At 58.7% G+C, this 15,862-nt stretch carries 15 protein-coding genes; 7 read left to right on the forward strand and 8 right to left on the reverse strand.

Going from position 1 to position 15,862, the window contains the following annotated elements:
• Positions 1-16 precede the first annotated feature (16 nt).
• Together FQ185_RS00790 and FQ185_RS00795 are read right to left on the reverse strand one after the other, a co-directional pair.
• Positions 17-364 carry a metalloregulator ArsR/SmtB family transcription factor gene (locus FQ185_RS00790; protein ID WP_149415777.1) on the reverse strand — a complete coding sequence of 116 codons (348 nt, stop codon included), beginning with the start codon at positions 362-364 and terminating at the stop codon, positions 17-19.
• A gap of 238 nt (positions 365-602) precedes the next feature.
• A complete protein-coding gene (locus FQ185_RS00795; protein WP_149415778.1) occupies positions 603-1,706 on the reverse strand; it encodes a DUF2855 family protein in 1,104 nt (367 codons plus the stop codon).
• A gap of 55 nt (positions 1,707-1,761) precedes the next feature.
• Between FQ185_RS00795 and FQ185_RS00800 the strand changes: the two genes are divergently transcribed.
• Positions 1,762-2,421 (forward strand): TetR/AcrR family transcriptional regulator, encoded by a 660-nt coding sequence (locus tag FQ185_RS00800; RefSeq protein WP_149415779.1) that lies wholly within the window; start codon positions 1,762-1,764, stop codon positions 2,419-2,421.
• A 24-nt stretch (positions 2,422-2,445) separates the two neighbouring features.
• Here FQ185_RS00800 and FQ185_RS00805 read toward each other — a convergent pair whose 3' ends face one another.
• Positions 2,446-3,006: an NADPH-dependent FMN reductase gene (locus FQ185_RS00805; protein ID WP_149415780.1), complete on the reverse strand. Its 561-nt coding sequence runs from the start codon at positions 3,004-3,006 to the stop codon at positions 2,446-2,448.
• A 175-nt stretch (positions 3,007-3,181) separates the two neighbouring features.
• Here FQ185_RS00805 and FQ185_RS00810 point away from each other — a divergent pair, with 175 nt between their 5' ends.
• Together FQ185_RS00810 and FQ185_RS00815 are read left to right on the forward strand one after the other, a co-directional pair.
• Positions 3,182-3,442, forward strand: a complete 261-nt coding sequence (locus FQ185_RS00810; protein ID WP_149415781.1) for a hypothetical protein — start codon at positions 3,182-3,184, stop codon at positions 3,440-3,442.
• Positions 3,443-3,530: 88 nt separating this feature from the next.
• On the forward strand, positions 3,531-4,424 hold the full coding sequence (locus tag FQ185_RS00815) for a LysR substrate-binding domain-containing protein (protein WP_149415782.1): 894 nt from the start codon (positions 3,531-3,533) through the stop codon (positions 4,422-4,424).
• Here FQ185_RS00815 and FQ185_RS00820 read toward each other — a convergent pair.
• The 5 genes from FQ185_RS00820 to FQ185_RS00840 all read right to left on the reverse strand — a co-directional run bounded on the left by FQ185_RS00820 (position 4,390) and on the right by FQ185_RS00840 (position 9,655).
• On the reverse strand, positions 4,390-4,998 hold the full coding sequence (locus FQ185_RS00820; RefSeq protein ID WP_149415783.1) for a GNAT family N-acetyltransferase: 609 nt from the start codon (positions 4,996-4,998) through the stop codon (positions 4,390-4,392). The two genes, FQ185_RS00815 and FQ185_RS00820, sit on opposite strands and share 35 nt — an antisense overlap.
• 14 nt (positions 4,999-5,012) lie before the next feature.
• Positions 5,013-7,268 (reverse strand): Orn/Lys/Arg decarboxylase N-terminal domain-containing protein, encoded by a 2,256-nt coding sequence (locus FQ185_RS00825; protein ID WP_149415784.1) that lies wholly within the window; start codon positions 7,266-7,268, stop codon positions 5,013-5,015.
• 126 nt (positions 7,269-7,394) lie between these two features.
• Positions 7,395-8,153: a DNA polymerase III subunit epsilon gene (dnaQ, locus tag FQ185_RS00830; RefSeq protein WP_149415785.1), complete on the reverse strand. Its 759-nt coding sequence runs from the start codon at positions 8,151-8,153 to the stop codon at positions 7,395-7,397.
• Between the two features lie 198 nt (positions 8,154-8,351).
• Positions 8,352-8,804, reverse strand: a complete 453-nt coding sequence (rnhA, locus tag FQ185_RS00835) for a ribonuclease HI (RefSeq protein WP_149415786.1) — start codon at positions 8,802-8,804, stop codon at positions 8,352-8,354.
• A 92-nt stretch (positions 8,805-8,896) separates the two neighbouring features.
• Positions 8,897-9,655, reverse strand: coding sequence for a methyltransferase domain-containing protein (locus FQ185_RS00840; protein ID WP_149415787.1), 759 nt, complete (start codon positions 9,653-9,655; stop codon positions 8,897-8,899).
• Positions 9,656-9,720: 65 nt separating this feature from the next.
• Here FQ185_RS00840 and gloB point away from each other — a divergent pair, with 65 nt between their 5' ends.
• From gloB to FQ185_RS00860, 4 genes are all read left to right on the forward strand, one after another.
• A complete protein-coding gene (gene gloB, locus FQ185_RS00845) occupies positions 9,721-10,488 on the forward strand; it encodes a hydroxyacylglutathione hydrolase (RefSeq protein ID WP_149415788.1) in 768 nt (255 codons plus the stop codon).
• A 99-nt stretch (positions 10,489-10,587) separates the two neighbouring features.
• Entirely contained in the window at positions 10,588-12,030 is a 1,443-nt protein-coding gene (locus FQ185_RS00850; protein WP_149415789.1) for a transglycosylase SLT domain-containing protein, read from the forward strand.
• A gap of 161 nt (positions 12,031-12,191) precedes the next feature.
• Positions 12,192-14,024: an extracellular solute-binding protein gene (locus tag FQ185_RS00855; protein ID WP_149415790.1), complete on the forward strand. Its 1,833-nt coding sequence runs from the start codon at positions 12,192-12,194 to the stop codon at positions 14,022-14,024.
• Positions 14,021-15,862 carry an extracellular solute-binding protein gene (locus FQ185_RS00860; protein ID WP_149415791.1) on the forward strand — a complete coding sequence of 614 codons (1,842 nt, stop codon included), beginning with the start codon at positions 14,021-14,023 and terminating at the stop codon, positions 15,860-15,862. The genes FQ185_RS00855 and FQ185_RS00860 overlap by 4 nt, the downstream gene beginning before the upstream one ends.

The following is a 15,862-nucleotide window of genomic DNA, read 5'->3' on the forward strand; positions in this document are numbered from 1 at the left end:
AAGAGTGGAGAAAAAATCAGCAGCAGCGAACTGGCCTATCAGCCATCGCCTGCAAACGTGCAACATCGCCGGCGAGCCATTCAACGCTGGCGGCCAGCGCCCCCTGCAACAGAGTGATGACCCAGGGCGACAATTGTGGGTGCAGCCGATAAAAAACCCATTGCCCCTGACGACGGTCCGCCAGCAGCCCGTGGCTGCGCAGTAGCGCCAGATGACGGGAGATTTTGGGTTGACTGAGGTCCAGCCCAGCAGTCAATTCACATACGCACAACTCGCCTTCACGGGCGATCAGCAGTGCGATACGACTGCGAGTGTCATCGGCCAGGGCCCTGAAAATATCGACGGGACCGGGGGAATTGGACATGAGGGAACACGCTTCTGGACAAACGAAGCGTGGAATATATGGAATTTCGAATATGCAGTAAAGCAAAGTCTGGAAAACGCTGGTTTATGTAGCGGCTGCCAAGCCTGCAAGGCTGCGCAGCGGTCGTGAGATCAGATGCGGTGTTTTTGCATGACCGCGTGCATGGATTTTTTGCGACTGCTTCGCAGCCGAACGCAGCCTCGCAAGCTCGGCAGCTGCTACAGGGACCCAACTGACTTCACAACCGAATCACTTGCCCCTCCACCGGTGCGACCTGTCCATGAAACAGACGGGAAATGACGTTTTGTGCCGCTTCATAGCCCTGGCTCTCGATCACTTCCAGCAACGGCTTTTCAGTTGCGGATACTTTCTGGATAAACCGTTGCAGGCCCTCACCAATATGCTGACTGACGCCTTCCGGCCCCCAGTCGGCGTTTCGTTTGCGGATCTGGATTGGCGCGAAGAAGAACACCGGTTTTGGTCCCTCGATGGCCGTCAATTGCGCCTCATCGGTACTTTGCGCAGAGCCGGCGAAGCAGCTGTAAACCAACTTCCCGGCAAAATGCCGGTGCACCTGATCACGTAAATCCAGGTCGCCGGAAAAATCCACGTACAGCGTCGGCCGGTCATTGGCCAGGCTTGCCAATTCTGTGTAGGACACCGTTCGCTCGTAACAACCGAGACTCTCCACAAAAGCTTTGTTGCCATTGGAAGTCAGCGCCACCCGCTCCAGATCGGGCTGGTTTTCCAGACATACCGCCGTGCCATAGGCGGTTTTGCTCGACGCACTGGAGAACACCAGCCGAGTGGCGCCGAAGAACTGCTTGTCCTGGAGAAAGTCCGCCAGCATCGACGACGTCAGAAACAGCGGCTTGAGTAAAATCTGCAGGTTTTCGGTTTCCGGGCTGTAGTACGAATCCCAGCTGCAACGGGTGTATTGGTTGTAAGCCGACGTCAGTGCCTGCCGATGCTCGGCGGCATCGTAGAAGCCGCGCTCAGTCACCCGCTCCGGGCGCATCGATAGATGGCTGGCAATTGGAAAATACCCGTAAAACCGCTCCCCTGTTTTAATGCCTGTCACATCAGACGCCACAACATCGGCAAAGCCCCACGCCGGGATGTGCCCCCACTCCGTCAACCCTGTAGGAAAGAATCCCCAGTAGTTCATGGAATTGCCATAAGCAGCGTAGGTAATGTTGTTGGTGGTCAGTGCGCAACGGTCGATCTTTAAAATCACCTCTCCAGCCGCCGGAATCAGGCTACGTTGTTCTTGCTCAATTCGGCTTTGATCGAGGGCGTCTTTGCGGGTAATCAACCGTGTTACCGTGCCGGGACTTTGCATTTTTCAGACTCCTGCTGCGAGTAAGTGGCGGGTCGCACCAGAGTAGTCCCAGCCTATGAAGAGCGGGTTCGGAAACGCCAGGGGCAGTCCCCCCACCCTCAATCCCCGCGCCAAGCCGCTGAAACGGCCGACCCAGGCTCGGGCGATTTTCACCGTGGAGGCCATTTACGAGGCCTTTGTTCGGATTTGGCAACGTGACGGCTGGTCAGGATTGACCACGCGTGAGGTGGCGCTGGAAGCAGGCGTTGCGATTGGCACGCTGTACGACTACTTCCCGAGCAAGGAAGCTTTGTTGTCAGGCTATATCCGACATGCACTGGATGCCTTGTTACAGCACCTGGACAAATACGTCGTACAAGCGAACAACCTGGACTGGCCAACCCGAATCAAGCATCTGGTACGCCTGACCTGCGACCCCAACGATGCCCGTCAGCCACTGTTCAACCATGAAGTGCTGGCGATCGAACACCAGATTGCCGAGCCCAAACATCATCGACGGGTGTTCCAGGAGCTGTCACACAAATGGCGTGAGGCCTTCGCAGCTTGTAGCGACTTGCCCACACAACCTTCAGAAACAACCATCGATGCCTGGGTGATCATGGTCTGGGGAGGCCGTCGTTATTGCGTCACCGCGCAACCGGCGGCGGAGCAAACCGCCGCATGGCTGTCGGAAATGGAAACGATGATCTGTAGCCGCTTGGCTCATAGGCCGTAGTCCGAAGCGCCGACAAAGATCCCGTCAGAGCTTTTTATGCTGCTCGACCCACAGTCCATAAGCATTGATGAAACTTTGCAGGAATGGCTTGACCGACTCGGACAACTTGCCCGACTCGTCGAACGCCTTTCCGGCACCGCTCAGGTAGGCTTCCGGTTGCTGCATGCACGGCACATCAAGAAACACCATGGACTGGCGCAGATGGTGGTTGGCACCAAATCCACCGACCGCGCCCGGTGAAACGCTGATCACCGCCCCCGGCTTGCCGCTCCAGGCGCTCTTGCCATATGGACGCGAACCGACGTCTATTGCGTTCTTCATGGGTGCCGGCACCGAACGGTTGTATTCGGGGGTCACGAACAGCACCGCGTCGGATGAGCTCACTTGTTGCCGGAAAGTGCTGTAGGCTGCCGGCGGTGAAGCACCATCAATGTCTTCGTTGTAGAGCGGCAGATCGCCAATTTCGACGATAGTGAGCTTGAGATTGGCAGGCGCCAGGTCGGCCAGGGCCAGTGCAACCTTGCGATTGATCGATTCCTTTCTCAAGCTGCCGACCAGTACGGCGATCGTATAAACGTTGCTCATGGAAGTTTCTCGACTGTGCGATAGAAAGAGCTAGTAGTTATAGATGACGTTTCAAGCAGTGGGCGACTGAAAGCACCGCCCCTGATTATTTTTTTCCTGTAGGAAAACTTACCTCGCCCAACCACGGTCTACAGAACCGCAAATTGAGTGATTTATCCCCAGAGGTTCTAAGCAGATGGCAGCAGTACTCGTCGGTCAGTTCCATGCAAGAGACGCGGAAGGCCGCGTTTATTCCGTGCATGAGTTCCAGGAATCCACCCCGTCGGCAGACGGTCTCACCGGCTCGGTGCCTGTCACCACTTATAAGCTGGCCATTGGTGATCGCGTCAAAAAGCTCGATGACAACCAGTTTCTGCTGGTTCAATCGGACGTCACTATCGTGCGCGAACCCGACACGTATATCGGCAGCCTGCCGGAAACCACCGTCGCCTCATAACCTCGCGTTATGAGCAGAAGTCATATGCGCGCACTTGAGTTAGGATTCAGTCACTGACTCCCTCACCTGCTGAACATGGACTTCACGCATGCGTTTACGTCATATCGAAGTGATCCACGCGCTCTTGCAGACCGGTCACCTGGGCACCGCCGCCGAATGGCTGCAGTTGCCGGTGGCCGAGGTCGAACGCATTTTGCGCTACGCCGAGGATCAGTTGGGTTTCATGCTGTTTTCCAGCGTGCGTGGACGCTTGCAGGCTACGCGCGAGGCGCGGGAGCTGCAGGTCGAAATCGCCCACGTCTATGACGCACTCGAACCGGTGCAGCGCCTGGCCAACAGCCTAAAGCAGTATCAGGCACCGCCGTTACGAGTCATTTGCACGCCACCGCTGGCACAACAGTTGTTGCCACACAGCATCGCAGCCCTGCGTCGACGTCTGCCCGATGCACCTTGCACCCTCCTGAGCCAACCCACCCGCGAGATCGTCAGAAGCCTGTTGCTGCGCGAGAGCGATCTGGGCCTGAGCCTGCACGATCCCGATCATGCCGACATTCAATGCCAGGTGATTGCCCAAGGCAAACTTCAGTTGCTGGCGCCCCATGGCTGGCTGCAACCGAAACAGAAATACATTTCACTGCAGGACCTGGCCGGTCAGTCGATGGTCGGGCTGGAAGGTCACGATCCGCTGAGTCCGGCGCTCGACAACAAATTGCATGCCCTGCGCCCCGCCCCGGTGATTCATACCCGGGTACAGACTCACCAGATGATGCGCAGCATGGTCGAAGCCGGTGAAGGCCTGGCCATCGTCGACCCCTTCACCGCTCTCGGCGCCAAATCGGCTGGACTGGATGCCTGCCCGCTCGCGCCAGCAGTGCCGATCAGCCTCTATGCCTTGACTCTGAAGAACGGCGAGCCCTATTCGGCCGTTCAGGCATTGCTGGACATCATCACGGAACAAGCCGTGGCGATGCTGGCGAGCTGAACGGGTTTTCCAGCGAGAATATTCGATACCAGAACAGCGCCACTTCGGCGGTGTTCGGGTCGATGCCGCGATAACGCAGATAATCGATCCCGCCAATCGTGTAACCGCAGCGCTCATAGAGTCGGCAGGCACCCAGGTTGTTGTTCTGGGTTTCGAGCATGATGCCCGGCAATTTCTTTTTGCGGCTCCAGAACTGCGCCACGTCCAGCAGTGCCTTGGCCACGCCATGGCCCCGCGCCGGGGCATGCACCGCCAGCTCGTCAATGTGGGCAAAACCGTTCCAGTTGGTGCTGACCACCAGGTGCCCCACCGGCTCGTCATCGAGATAAGCCATGAAAATCGCGCTGTCAGCGGCATCTCGGAAACTGCTGAATTCCTCAGGATCGATGCCGTAGCACTTGCGATAAGGGGTGATTGGCGTCACCGGCCACTGTTCCACCGGTTTGCCGATTTCAGCGGCGCCATAGGCGGCGACTTCAAAACTGAAGTCACTGCCCCAGATGTAGGCCGCGAAACCATCGTCGGCAACGCGCACCGACAGCCCTGGGTATTTCGGATTGATAACCGGCTGCATACTGGGAAACGTCCTCATTCCTTGATGCAATCGACAGTGTAATGCCGTCCATTGCCCTCATCTTCGTGTTGCAAGCCGTGCACATCTACGACAAACCCCGGGAAGCTGCTGTCGAAGGTACGGGCAAACGCCAGGTAATCGATAATCGAACGGGTCGACTCGGTGAAACGCTCGCCGGGCATGATCAACGGGATCCCCGGCGGGTACGGCACCAGCATGACCGCAGCGATCCGCCCATCCAGAGCATCGATCGACACCGCTTCAACCTCGCCTCGCACTAAATGGTCATAGGCGTCAGCCGGCTTCATGGCGATTTCCGGCAACACGGTATACATGCGCTTGAGGTGCTTGGCGGTGGCATTGCTGCGATAGCAGGCGTGCAACTGATCGCACAGATCACGCAAACCGATCCCCTGATAACGCGCGACGTTCTGTTGCGCCACGCAGGGCAGGCAGGTCGCCAGGCTGACGTTGGCATCGTAGCTGCGCTTGAATTCCAGCAACTCAGTCAGCAACGTGCTCCATTTGCCCTTGGTGATTCCCATGGAGAACAGCACCAGGAACGAATACAACCCGGTCTTTTCGACCACCAGTCCACGTTCCCAGAGGAATTTGCTGACCACTGCGGCCGGAATTCCTCGCTCACTCAGGGCACCACCGGCAGTCAGACCCGGCATCACCAAGGTGACTTTGATCGGATCGAGCAGCACGTAGTCGTCGGTGACGCCGCCAAAGCCGTGCCAGTCGGCGTCGGGTTGCAGCAGCCAGTCTTCGGTGACAACGCGGTCGATGCCTTCCACTGACGGCGGCTGCCAGATGGAAAACCACCAGTCGTCAGCGGCGATGTGCAAACGCAGGTTGGCCAGGGCCCGACGAAAACTCAGGGCTTCGTCGAACATTTCCTGCAACAGAGAACGCCCGGCCGGACCTTCCATCATGGCCGACGCCACATCCAGCGAAGCAATGATGCTGTACTGCGGAGAGGTGGAGATGTGCATCATGAACGCTTCGTTGAAGCGATCACGGTCCAGCTGCCGCGCACCGCCGTCCTGAACGTGAATCATCGACGCCTGACTGAATGCCGCCAGCAGTTTGTGGGTGGAATGGGTGCTGAACACCAGCGGGCCGTCTTCACTGCGGGACGTGCCCATGCCATAGCGCCCGGAGAAGAACTCGTGGAACGCGGCATAGGCGTACCAGGCTTCGTCGAAGTGCAAGACCTCAACGCTGTTCCCCAGATTCTGCTTGATCAGTTCTGCGTTGTAACAAAGGCCGTCGTAGGTCGAATTGGTGACCACCGCGAGTTTGACCTTGGGTTCTCGGCCCTTGGTCAGCGGGCTGGCGTCAATCTTGGCCTGAATCGATTCGCGGCTGAATTCGCTCAACGGGATCGGGCCGATAATCCCTAGCTCGTTACGCTCCGGGCACAGATACAACGGGATGGCACCGGTCATGATGATCGAGTGCAGCACCGACTTGTGGCAGTTGCGATCCACCAACACCAGATCATCGCGGGCAACCATCGAGTGCCAGACAATCTTGTTGGCGGTCGAAGTGCCATTGATCACGAAAAAGGTGTGATCAGCGCCGAAATTGCGGGCAGCACGGGCTTCTGCTTCTGCCAAGGGTCCGGTGTGATCGAGCAGCGAACCGAGTTCCGGCACCGACACCGATAAATCCGAGCGCAGGGTGTTTTCCCCGAAAAACTGATGGAACGCCTGCCCAACGGGACTCTTGTGATAAGCCACACCGCCGCCATGACCGGGGGTGTGCCAGGAATAGTTGGAGTCAGCGGTGTGTTGCACCAGCGCCTTGAAAAACGGTGGCAGCAAACCATCCAGGTATTTGCGCGCTGCCCGGGCCACCTGCCGGGCGAGGAACGGCACGGTGTCTTCAAACAGATAAAGAATGCCGCGCAACTGATTGAGCTCCGCCATGGCGTCGGCAGGCGCATTTTCCAGAGTGACTTGCTCGCCCAGGGCGAAGATTGGCAAATCCGGCGCGCGAACCCGCGCCAGGCCGATCAATTCGGCCATATTCTGTAACAAATGGGAATTGGTGCTGGCGTCCTCAGAGGCAATCAACATGCATGAGAGGCCGTGATGGGTCGACGCGACCAGACGTCCTTCGGCGTAATTTACCGCCGAGACAATACTGAAGCCTTCCTGCTCCAGTTCCCGGGCGATACCACGCACACGATCACCGGCGACGGTGTCGGCCTTGATGTCGCGATGGACGATCAGGACCGGGAATTTCAGATCTTTATACATGAGGCTCAGTGTCCTGAGGCGGCAGACCGCGGTCTGTCAATATCCTCAGGGTAGAGGGTTCAAGTGGATGTGGCGAGCGCGACGCCCCGAAGGAGGTCAGCGCACGCACCATTCTGTGGCAGGAAATCAGGCCTGAGCCTTGGCCTCGGCCAGTTGCTGCCACAGTGACGGCGCGCCAGCGGACTTGGCGATGGCCTCCAGGCGCGCCACATGCTGGGCGAGATCATCTTCGCTAGCACGAATGATTCGCGTCGACTGACGATCGGCTGGCAAACGACGAATTTCGGTCGCCGAGTTGTCCGCGCCTTCACCGGAACCGTTGCCATCAGACGCATTACCGGCAAGGGACAGGCTGGTCTGGCCGCCAGTCATGGTCAGGTAGACGTCGGCGAGGATCTCGGAGTCGAGCAAGGCGCCGTGCAGCTCGCGGCCGGAGTTGTCGACGCCATAGCGTTTGCACAAAGCGTCGAGGCTGTTGCGCTGCCCCGGATGACGCTCCCGGGCCATCATCAAGGTGTCGAGGATCGAGCAGTGTTGCGTGATGTCCGCGCGATCCTGGTGGCCCATCAGGGCGAATTCGTTGTTGATGAAGCCAACGTCGAACGCCGCGTTATGGATGATCAGTTGCGCGCCCTTGATGAATTCGAAGAACTCATCGGCCACTTCATTGAAGCGCGGCTTGCCCACCAGGAACTCGTTAGTGATGCCGTGGACGCCAATGGCACCTTCGTCACTCTCGCGATCCGGTTGCAGGTAAACGTGGAAATGCCGGCCCGTCAGGCGCCGACCGATCAACTCAACACAACCGATTTCGATAATCCGGTGGCCGTCGGTCACCGGCATGCCGGTGGTTTCGGTATCGAGTACAACGGATCTGGTGGCCATCAGTGCTCAGCTCTCAACGGGTCATTCGTGCAAAAGCGGGGATGTTAACACGCTCGCCAGGTCTTTCAGATACACCGAGCTACACCCATTCGCGAGCAGGCTCGTCCCACTGATCGTTCCCACGTTTCGCGTTCCAATGGGACGCAGAGCGTCCCGGCTGCATTCGCACGCAGAGCGTGGGAACGATCAGTGAAGGAATCAGGCCTGCTTGTACCCGCGCACTTCATCCACGCCACGGTTGGCCAGTTGGTCTGCACGCTCGTTGCCGTGGTGCCCGATGTGCCCGCGCACCCATTTCCAGGTGACGTTGTGTCGGTTGACCTGCTCATCCAGCAACTTCCACAGATCAGCGTTTTTCACCGGTTCTTTCGCAGCGGTTTTCCAGCCGCGCTTTTTCCAGTTGTCCATCCACTCGTTGATGCCTTTCATCACGTACTGGGAGTCGGTCACCAGCAGCACGTCGCAAGACCGCTTGAGCTCTTCAAGGCCACGGATCGCGCCCATCAGCTCCATGCGATTGTTGGTGGTGTTTGCTTCGCCGCCCCAGAGTTCTTTCTCAACACCCTTGCACACCAGCAACGCGCCCCAGCCGCCTGGGCCAGGGTTGCCTTTGCAGGCGCCGTCAGTGAAGAGTTCTACGTTATCGCTCATGCCAATCTATCCAGAAAATGCGGTGGCTCGCCGATCCGTGACCGACGATGCCCGAGGCCGGGGCAAGCCCGGCCGGGAATATAAAAAGGGTATTACGGTTCGATGCGACGACGGTTGACCTTGGCCATCGGCAACGGAATCAGCTTGCCCATCGGTTCGCGTCGTTCCTGCCGGACGGGTCGCAGGCCCACCACGATCTTGCGTGCCACTAATAAATAGAAGCCGCCGCCAGACAATTGCCAGTCACCGGCCTTACGCTCCCAACCGGCCAAACGGGCCTGCCAGGCGGGTGACGCAAGCGGCGGACGATAGCACCCGAAGCGGCGTTTCTCCAGAGCGAAGCCGAGCAGGTTCAACCAGTCACCGACCCGCGAGGGGGAAATGCAACGGGCCTTGCGCAACGCGTCATGGGCGAATACGTGGCGCAAACCCCAGGTGCTCCAGGGATTGATGCCGAGGATGACAAGATGCCCGCCGGGCCGCACGCTGCTCGCCGCCTCTCGCAGCAAACCGTGGGGCGATAGGCAAAAATCCAGCCCATGCTGCAACACCACCACGTCGGCGGCATGCTCGCTCAAGGGCCACGCCTGCTCTTCGCAGACGATCTCGACACCTGGCAACGGCGCACCGAGACGCACATTGCGCTGCACTTGCGGCGCCGACGGCGGGGTCTGGGCCGACGGACCGTAATGCACCAGGTAGCCACCGAAGAACCGTCCCAACTCGTCTTCAAGCATGCGGCGTTCTTCGTCCAGCAGAAATTGCCCGATGGGGCCGGACAGCCATTCACGGGCCGCGCTGATCAATGTCAGCCATTCAGGATCAGCCTGAGCGAACGCTTTATCGGTCATTGCATTCTCCAACGCGCCAGGAAGTTCTAAGATGCGCCATTGTTTTCCGCTTGGCGAATCCGACGATGATACAGATCAGTGCCCTGCCCGCCTTTACCGACAACTACATCTGGTTGTTACAAGACCCCGACACTCGACGCTGTGCCGTGGTCGATCCGGGCGATGCCGCGCCAGTGCAAAACTGGCTCAAGGCCAATCCGGAATGGATATTGAGCGATATTCTGATCACTCACCATCATCATGACCACGTCGGCGGCGTCGAGCAGCTTAAAAAAGCGACAGACGCGAAAGTCTACGGCCCCGCCAGCGAAACCATCCCGGTCCGGGACATAGCGCTCAAGGAGAACGACCGAATCAGCGTGCTGGGCTGTGACTTTGATGTCATCGAAATCCCTGGCCACACGTTGGGGCACATAGCCTTTTATCATCAGGGCATGCTGTTTTGCGGCGACACCCTGTTCGCCGCCGGTTGCGGGCGCTTGTTCGAAGGCACGCCCGAACAGATGCACACCTCGCTGACACGCCTCGCGGCGCTCCCCGAGGATACGCAAGTGTTCTGCGCGCATGAATACACCCTGAGCAATCTGCGCTTTGCCATCGCGGTCGAACCAGGCAATCGAGATACCGCTCAGCGGTTGGCCAAAGTCGCTCAACAACGGGACGCCGGAATCATCACGCTGCCTTCTACTCTGGGCCTTGAAAAGCGGACAAACCCGTTTTTGCGGACCGGCGAAACATCCGTTAAAGAAAAAGTGGACGAACGGAATGGAACTCATAACCAGGCTCCGAGTGCGGTTTTTGCTGCTCTTCGTGCTTGGAAAGATAAGTTCTAAGTGGTGAGCCTGATGGTACAAAAATTCTGAATGGTTGACCGCAGGGGGTGCGCTTTCTAGAATCGCCCGACATTTTTGCCCGGAACTCACTTCCAGCCAATGTCGTCATCTATTCGTAAAGCCATCAATTCAGACGCATTGACCCGCTTGGCTCAAGCCATCGCGGTGGCTGTGTCCGCCACTTTGGCGGGCTGTTCAAGCCATGTGCCGCAGACCGAAGCGACGCACACGCCGAACATTGCTGCTCGAGCCAAGCAGAAACCTATCTGGCTCACCGAAAAACCAACTCCACAAGTACCGCAGGATGTCTGGGAGCGCATGCGCCAGGGCTTCCAGTTGCAGGACAGCCTGGGCGTCAACCCGCGCATCGAGCAACAGCGCCTGTGGTTCGCCAGTAATCCGTCGTTCCTCGAAAACGCCGGCGAACGCGGCAGCCTCTACATTCATTACATCGTTGAACGCCTTGAAGAGCGCAACATGCCGCTGGAACTGGCGTTGTTGCCGGTGATTGAAAGCGCCTACAACCCCATGGCCTATTCCCGGGCCAACGCGGTGGGTCTTTGGCAATTCATTCCTTCTACCGGTCGTTACTTCAACCTGCGTCAGACCCGTTTCTACGATGGCCGTCGCGACATTACCGCGTCGACCACCGCAGCCATGGATTACCTGACGCGTCTGCACGACATGTTCAACGGTGACTGGCTGCTGGCCCTGGCGGCGTACAACGCCGGTGAAGGTACGGTCAGCCGCGCCATTGAGCGCAATGAAAAACTCGGCCTGCCAACCGATTACTGGAACCTGCCGCTGCCGGCCGAAACCCGGGCCTACGTGCCGAAGTTGCTGGCCCTGTCGCAAGTAGTGCTGGCACCGGAAGCCTACGGCGTCAACCTGAACCCGATTGCCAACGAGCCGTACTTCCAGGTCGTCGAAATCAACCAGCGCATGGATCTGTCCAAAGTTGCCGCGGTGGCCAACATCGACGAAGACGAACTGTTCCAGCTCAACCCGGCGTTCAAGCAGCGCACGACCATCGATGGCCCTCAGCATTTGCTGGTGCCAACGTCCAAGGCGCAGCTGCTGACCACCAGCCTTTCGACCATGCGTCCCGACGAGCTAATCAGCAAGAAGTCGCTCAAGCCCGTTTTCGATGGCGCAGACAGCTCCAAAATCGCCAGCCTCAAGCGTGCCTACCGTGTTAAACGCGGCGACAACCTGGGCACCATCGCCAAGGCCAACAAGGTCGACATCAAGGACCTGCAGCGCTGGAACAAGCTGACCGGCAAGAATCTCAAAGTCGGCCAGACGCTCGTCATGCAAGACACCACCAAACGCAACAGCGGACGCGTCAACACCGTCGTTGCGTCGAACAGCAAGGCAGCCAGCAAGAAACAGCAGACCCGGTACAAGGTCAAGCAAGGCGACTCGCTGTACATGGTCGCCAAGCGCTTCAACGTTGAGATGCAGCACCTCAAGCGCTGGAACCCGCGTGTCGGTCAAGCCCTCAAGCCTGGACAGATGTTGACGGTTTCTTCCCCGCGTTAAAAATGAGCCCCTGATTTCAGGGGCTTTTTTTGCCAGACGTGTACAAAAAGGCTTACCGCCTGGGCAATTAACAACGCATTAAGCCCCCATCTTTTTCCTGTCGATACAAGCTGTTACTGTACGGGCCACAAAGCCCAAGCCGCCTGGATCGGATCTCTGACTTGAAGCGTCCCCTCCTCCTGCTCCTGATCAGCCTGGCCTTGAGCTCCCCCGCAAGCGCGACGATCAGCGAAAGCCATGGTTATGCGCAGTTCGGCACGCTCAAGTACCCGGCCAGATTTACCCACTTCGACTGGGTTAACCCGCAAGCGCCCAAGGGCGGTACGTTGCGGGTGATGGCGTTTGGCACCTTCGATACGCTCAACCCCTACACATTCAAGGGATCGAGCCCGGTTTCCACACCGAATTTCTTGCAATACGGCATCAACGAGCTAAACGAACCATTGATGGTCGGCACCGGGCAGTACGCGCCGTCCGGTGATGAGCCGACGTCCAGTTATGGCCTGATCGCCCAATCGGTCGAATACAGCGAAGACCGCAGCTGGGTAGTGTTCAACCTGCGCCCCGAAGCGCGCTTTCACGATGGCACGCCGATTACCGCGTACGACGTGGCGTTTTCCTACCGTTTGCTGCTCAAGGAAGGTCACCCGCAGTACCGCACCAATCTTCAGGAAGTATCGCGGGTCGATATCCTCAACCTCCATCGCATCCGTTTTGTCTTCAAGCGCGCCGGCAACCCATTGCTGATCCTGCGCCTTGGCGAATTGCCGGTGCTGTCCCAGCATTACTGGAAAGATCGTGACTTCAAGGCCACAACCTTCGAACCGCCACTGGGTAGCGGGCCATATCGCATTACCTCGGTAACGCCTGGGCGACAGATAGTTTTCGAACGGGTCAAGGATTACTGGGGTAAAGACCTGGCGGTCAATCGCGGCAAATACAACGTTGATCGCATGGACGTGGAGTTCTACCGCGACAGCGACGTCGCGTTCGAAGCCTTCAAGGCCGGCGAATTCGACATTTACATCGAGCACCAGGCGAAGAACTGGGAAAACGGCTACAACTTCCCGGCCGTGCGACGCGGCGACGTCATCAAGGCACAGATCCCGCACCAGATCCCGACCCAGAGCCAGGGTCTGTTCATGAACACCCGCCGCCCGGCCTTCTCCGAAGCCAAGGTCCGTGAAGCGTTGGGGATGATGTTCGACTTCGAGTGGACCAACCGCACGCTGTTCAGCGGCGCTTACAAGCGCGCCATGAGCTATTACCCCAACAGCGAGTTCTCCGCCACCGGCCTTCCGGTCGGCCATGAATGGCTGATGCTCAAGCCGTATCGTGAGCAGTTGCCCGCCAAGCTGCTCACCGAGCCGTTCAGCTTGCCGCAGACCCAAGGTCGCGGCATTCCAAGGGAAACCATGCGACAGGCCCTGGGGCTGCTTGCCGAGGCCGGCTGGAAGCTCAGTGGCCAACGCGTACAGAACGCTGCCGGGCAACCGTTGCGTGTGGAAATCCTGCTGGTCAATCCCAACCTTGAGCGAATCCTTCAGCCGTACGTCGAGAACCTCGCCAGCATCGGCATCGATGCCCGGTTGCGTACCGTCGATCGCGCCCAATACAAGCAGCGCCTCGATCAGTTCGATTTCGACATGATCCTGATAACCCTCAACCAGACCCTCAGCCCGGGCCTGGAGCAATGGCAGTACTTCCACTCCAGCCAGGTCGGGGTCAAGGGCAGCAAAAACTACGCCGGCATCGCCAACCCGGTCGTCGATCATTTACTCGAACAACTGCTCGCCGCCCAGACCCGCGATGAACAGGTCGCCGCCGGCAAGGCGCTGGACCGGGTGCTGCTGTGGCAGCACTACATCATTCCCAATTGGTACCTCAATTATCACCGCTTGGCCTACCGCAACCGGTTAGCCTTGGTCACCACGCCGCCCTACACCCTGGGCCTCTGCGCGTGGTGGCTGAAATCTTCGGAGAAAGATCGATGAAACCCGTACGCGCCCTGCTCTTGCAGGCCAGCGGCCTGTTGTTCGCCGGGCTGGCCTGTGCCGCCCCGCAACATGCCCTGACCCTGTACAACGAGCCACCGAAATACCCGGCCGACTTCAAACACTTTGACTACGTGAACCCGGACGCGCCCAAGGGCGGGATCTTCCGTCAGGCGGGTTTCGGCGGCTTCGACAGTCTCAATCCGTTCATCAGCAAGGGTGTACCGGCCGACGACATCAGCTTGATTTACGACACCCTGGCCAAACAGGGCCTGGATGAACCGTTCACCGAGTACGGCCTGGTGGCCGGCAAGATCGAAAAAGCCCCGGACAACAGCTGGGTACGTTTTTACCTGCGCGCCGAAGCACGCTTCCACGACGGTCATCCGATCCGTGCCGAAGATGTGGTGTTCAGCTTCCAGACGCTGACCAAGGACGGCGCGCCGATGTTTCGCGGCTACTACAGCGATGTCGACGAAGTGATCGCTGAAGATCCGCTGCGGGTGCTGTTCAAGTTCAAGCACAACAACAACCGCGAACTGCCGTTGATCCTCGGTCAATTGCCGGTACTGCCCAAGCATTGGTGGGCAACCCGGGATTTCAACAAAGGCAATCTGGAAATGCCGTTGGGCAGCGGCCCGTACAAGGTCAGCGAAGTGAAGGCCGGGCGCTCGGTGCGCTATGAGCGGGTCAAGGACTACTGGGGCAAGGATCTGCCGGCCAACCGTGGGTTCTACAACTTCGATGTGATGACCACCGATTACTACCGCGACAACACCGTGGCGCTCGAAGCACTCAAGGCCGGGCAGTTCGATTACTGGCTGGAAATGACCGCGAAGAACTGGGCCAACGCCTACAACATTCCGGCAGTGACCGAAGGCCGCTTGATCAAGGAACAGATCCCCAACGGCAACCCGACCGGCATGCAAGGCTTCGTGTTCAACCTGCGCCGTGCGGCGTTCCAGGACGTGCGCGTGCGCCAGGCCCTGACCCTGTTGCTGGACTTCGAATGGACCAACAAACAACTGTTCAACGGCGCCTACGCGCGAACCCGCAGCTATTTCGAGAATTCGGAAATGGCCGCCACCGGCCTGCCGGACGCCGATCAGCTGGCGATCCTTGACCCGTTTCGCGGCAAGATCCCCGAGCAGGTGTTCAGCGAGTCGTTTCAGAACCCGGTCACCGATGCCAGCGGCATGATCCGCACCCAGCAACGCAAGGCCTATCAACTGCTGCAAGAGGCTGGCTGGCGGATCGTCGACGACAAGATGGTCGGCGCCACCGGCAAACCGGTGACCATCGAATTCCTGCTGGCCCAGACCGAGTTCGAGCGCGTACTGCTGCCGTTCAAGCGTAACCTCAGCGACCTGGGCATCGACCTGGTGATTCGCCGGGTCGACGTCTCGCAGTACATCAACCGTGTGCGCTCCCGGGACTTCGACATGATTGTCGGCAGCTTCCCGCAGTCCAACTCACCGGGCAACGAGCAGCGCGAGTTCTGGATGTCTGCCGCCGCCGACAAGCCCGGTAGTCGCAACTCCATGGGCCTGAAAGATCCGATCGTGGACCAATTGGTCGAGCAATTGATCAGCGCCGATTCGCGTAAAAGCCTGGTGGCCCACGCCCGCGCGCTGGACCGCGTGCTGCAATGGGGCTATTACGTGATCCCCAACTGGCACATCAAGACGTGGCGCGTGGCTTACTGGAACCACATCGGCCATCCGAAAATTTCACCCAAATACGACATCGGCATTAACACCTGGTGGGTCAAGCCTGACGCGAAACCTGCGGTAGAAGTCGAAACCAAACTGCAAGCCGACCCTGCGGGCACGGAGTAA

Source organism: Pseudomonas sp. ANT_H12B (assembly GCF_008369325.1).
In the GTDB taxonomy this organism is placed as follows: Bacteria; Pseudomonadota; Gammaproteobacteria; order Pseudomonadales; family Pseudomonadaceae; genus Aquipseudomonas.

Excerpts from the sequence above, each read along its gene's own strand:
- FQ185_RS00850 (WP_149415789.1), top strand. The coding sequence starts at position 10,588 with ATGTCGTCATCTATTCGTAAAGCCATCAATTCAGACGCATTGACCCGC.
- FQ185_RS00805 (WP_149415780.1), bottom strand. The coding sequence starts at position 3,006 with ATGAGCAACGTTTATACGATCGCCGTACTGGTCGGCAGCTTGAGAAAG.
- FQ185_RS00795 (WP_149415778.1), bottom strand. The coding sequence starts at position 1,706 with ATGCAAAGTCCCGGCACGGTAACACGGTTGATTACCCGCAAAGACGCC.
- FQ185_RS00790 (WP_149415777.1), bottom strand. The coding sequence starts at position 364 with ATGTCCAATTCCCCCGGTCCCGTCGATATTTTCAGGGCCCTGGCCGAT.
- FQ185_RS00815 (WP_149415782.1), top strand. The coding sequence starts at position 3,531 with ATGCGTTTACGTCATATCGAAGTGATCCACGCGCTCTTGCAGACCGGT.
- FQ185_RS00825 (WP_149415784.1), bottom strand. The coding sequence starts at position 7,268 with ATGTATAAAGATCTGAAATTCCCGGTCCTGATCGTCCATCGCGACATC.
- FQ185_RS00820 (WP_149415783.1), bottom strand. The coding sequence starts at position 4,998 with ATGCAGCCGGTTATCAATCCGAAATACCCAGGGCTGTCGGTGCGCGTT.
- FQ185_RS00840 (WP_149415787.1), bottom strand. The coding sequence starts at position 9,655 with ATGACCGATAAAGCGTTCGCTCAGGCTGATCCTGAATGGCTGACATTG.
- FQ185_RS00860 (WP_149415791.1), top strand. The coding sequence starts at position 14,021 with ATGAAACCCGTACGCGCCCTGCTCTTGCAGGCCAGCGGCCTGTTGTTC.
- dnaQ (WP_149415785.1), bottom strand. The coding sequence starts at position 8,153 with ATGGCCACCAGATCCGTTGTACTCGATACCGAAACCACCGGCATGCCG.
- FQ185_RS00810 (WP_149415781.1), top strand. The coding sequence starts at position 3,182 with ATGGCAGCAGTACTCGTCGGTCAGTTCCATGCAAGAGACGCGGAAGGC.
- FQ185_RS00800 (WP_149415779.1), top strand. The coding sequence starts at position 1,762 with ATGAAGAGCGGGTTCGGAAACGCCAGGGGCAGTCCCCCCACCCTCAAT.
- gloB (WP_149415788.1), top strand. The coding sequence starts at position 9,721 with ATGATACAGATCAGTGCCCTGCCCGCCTTTACCGACAACTACATCTGG.
- rnhA (WP_149415786.1), bottom strand. The coding sequence starts at position 8,804 with ATGAGCGATAACGTAGAACTCTTCACTGACGGCGCCTGCAAAGGCAAC.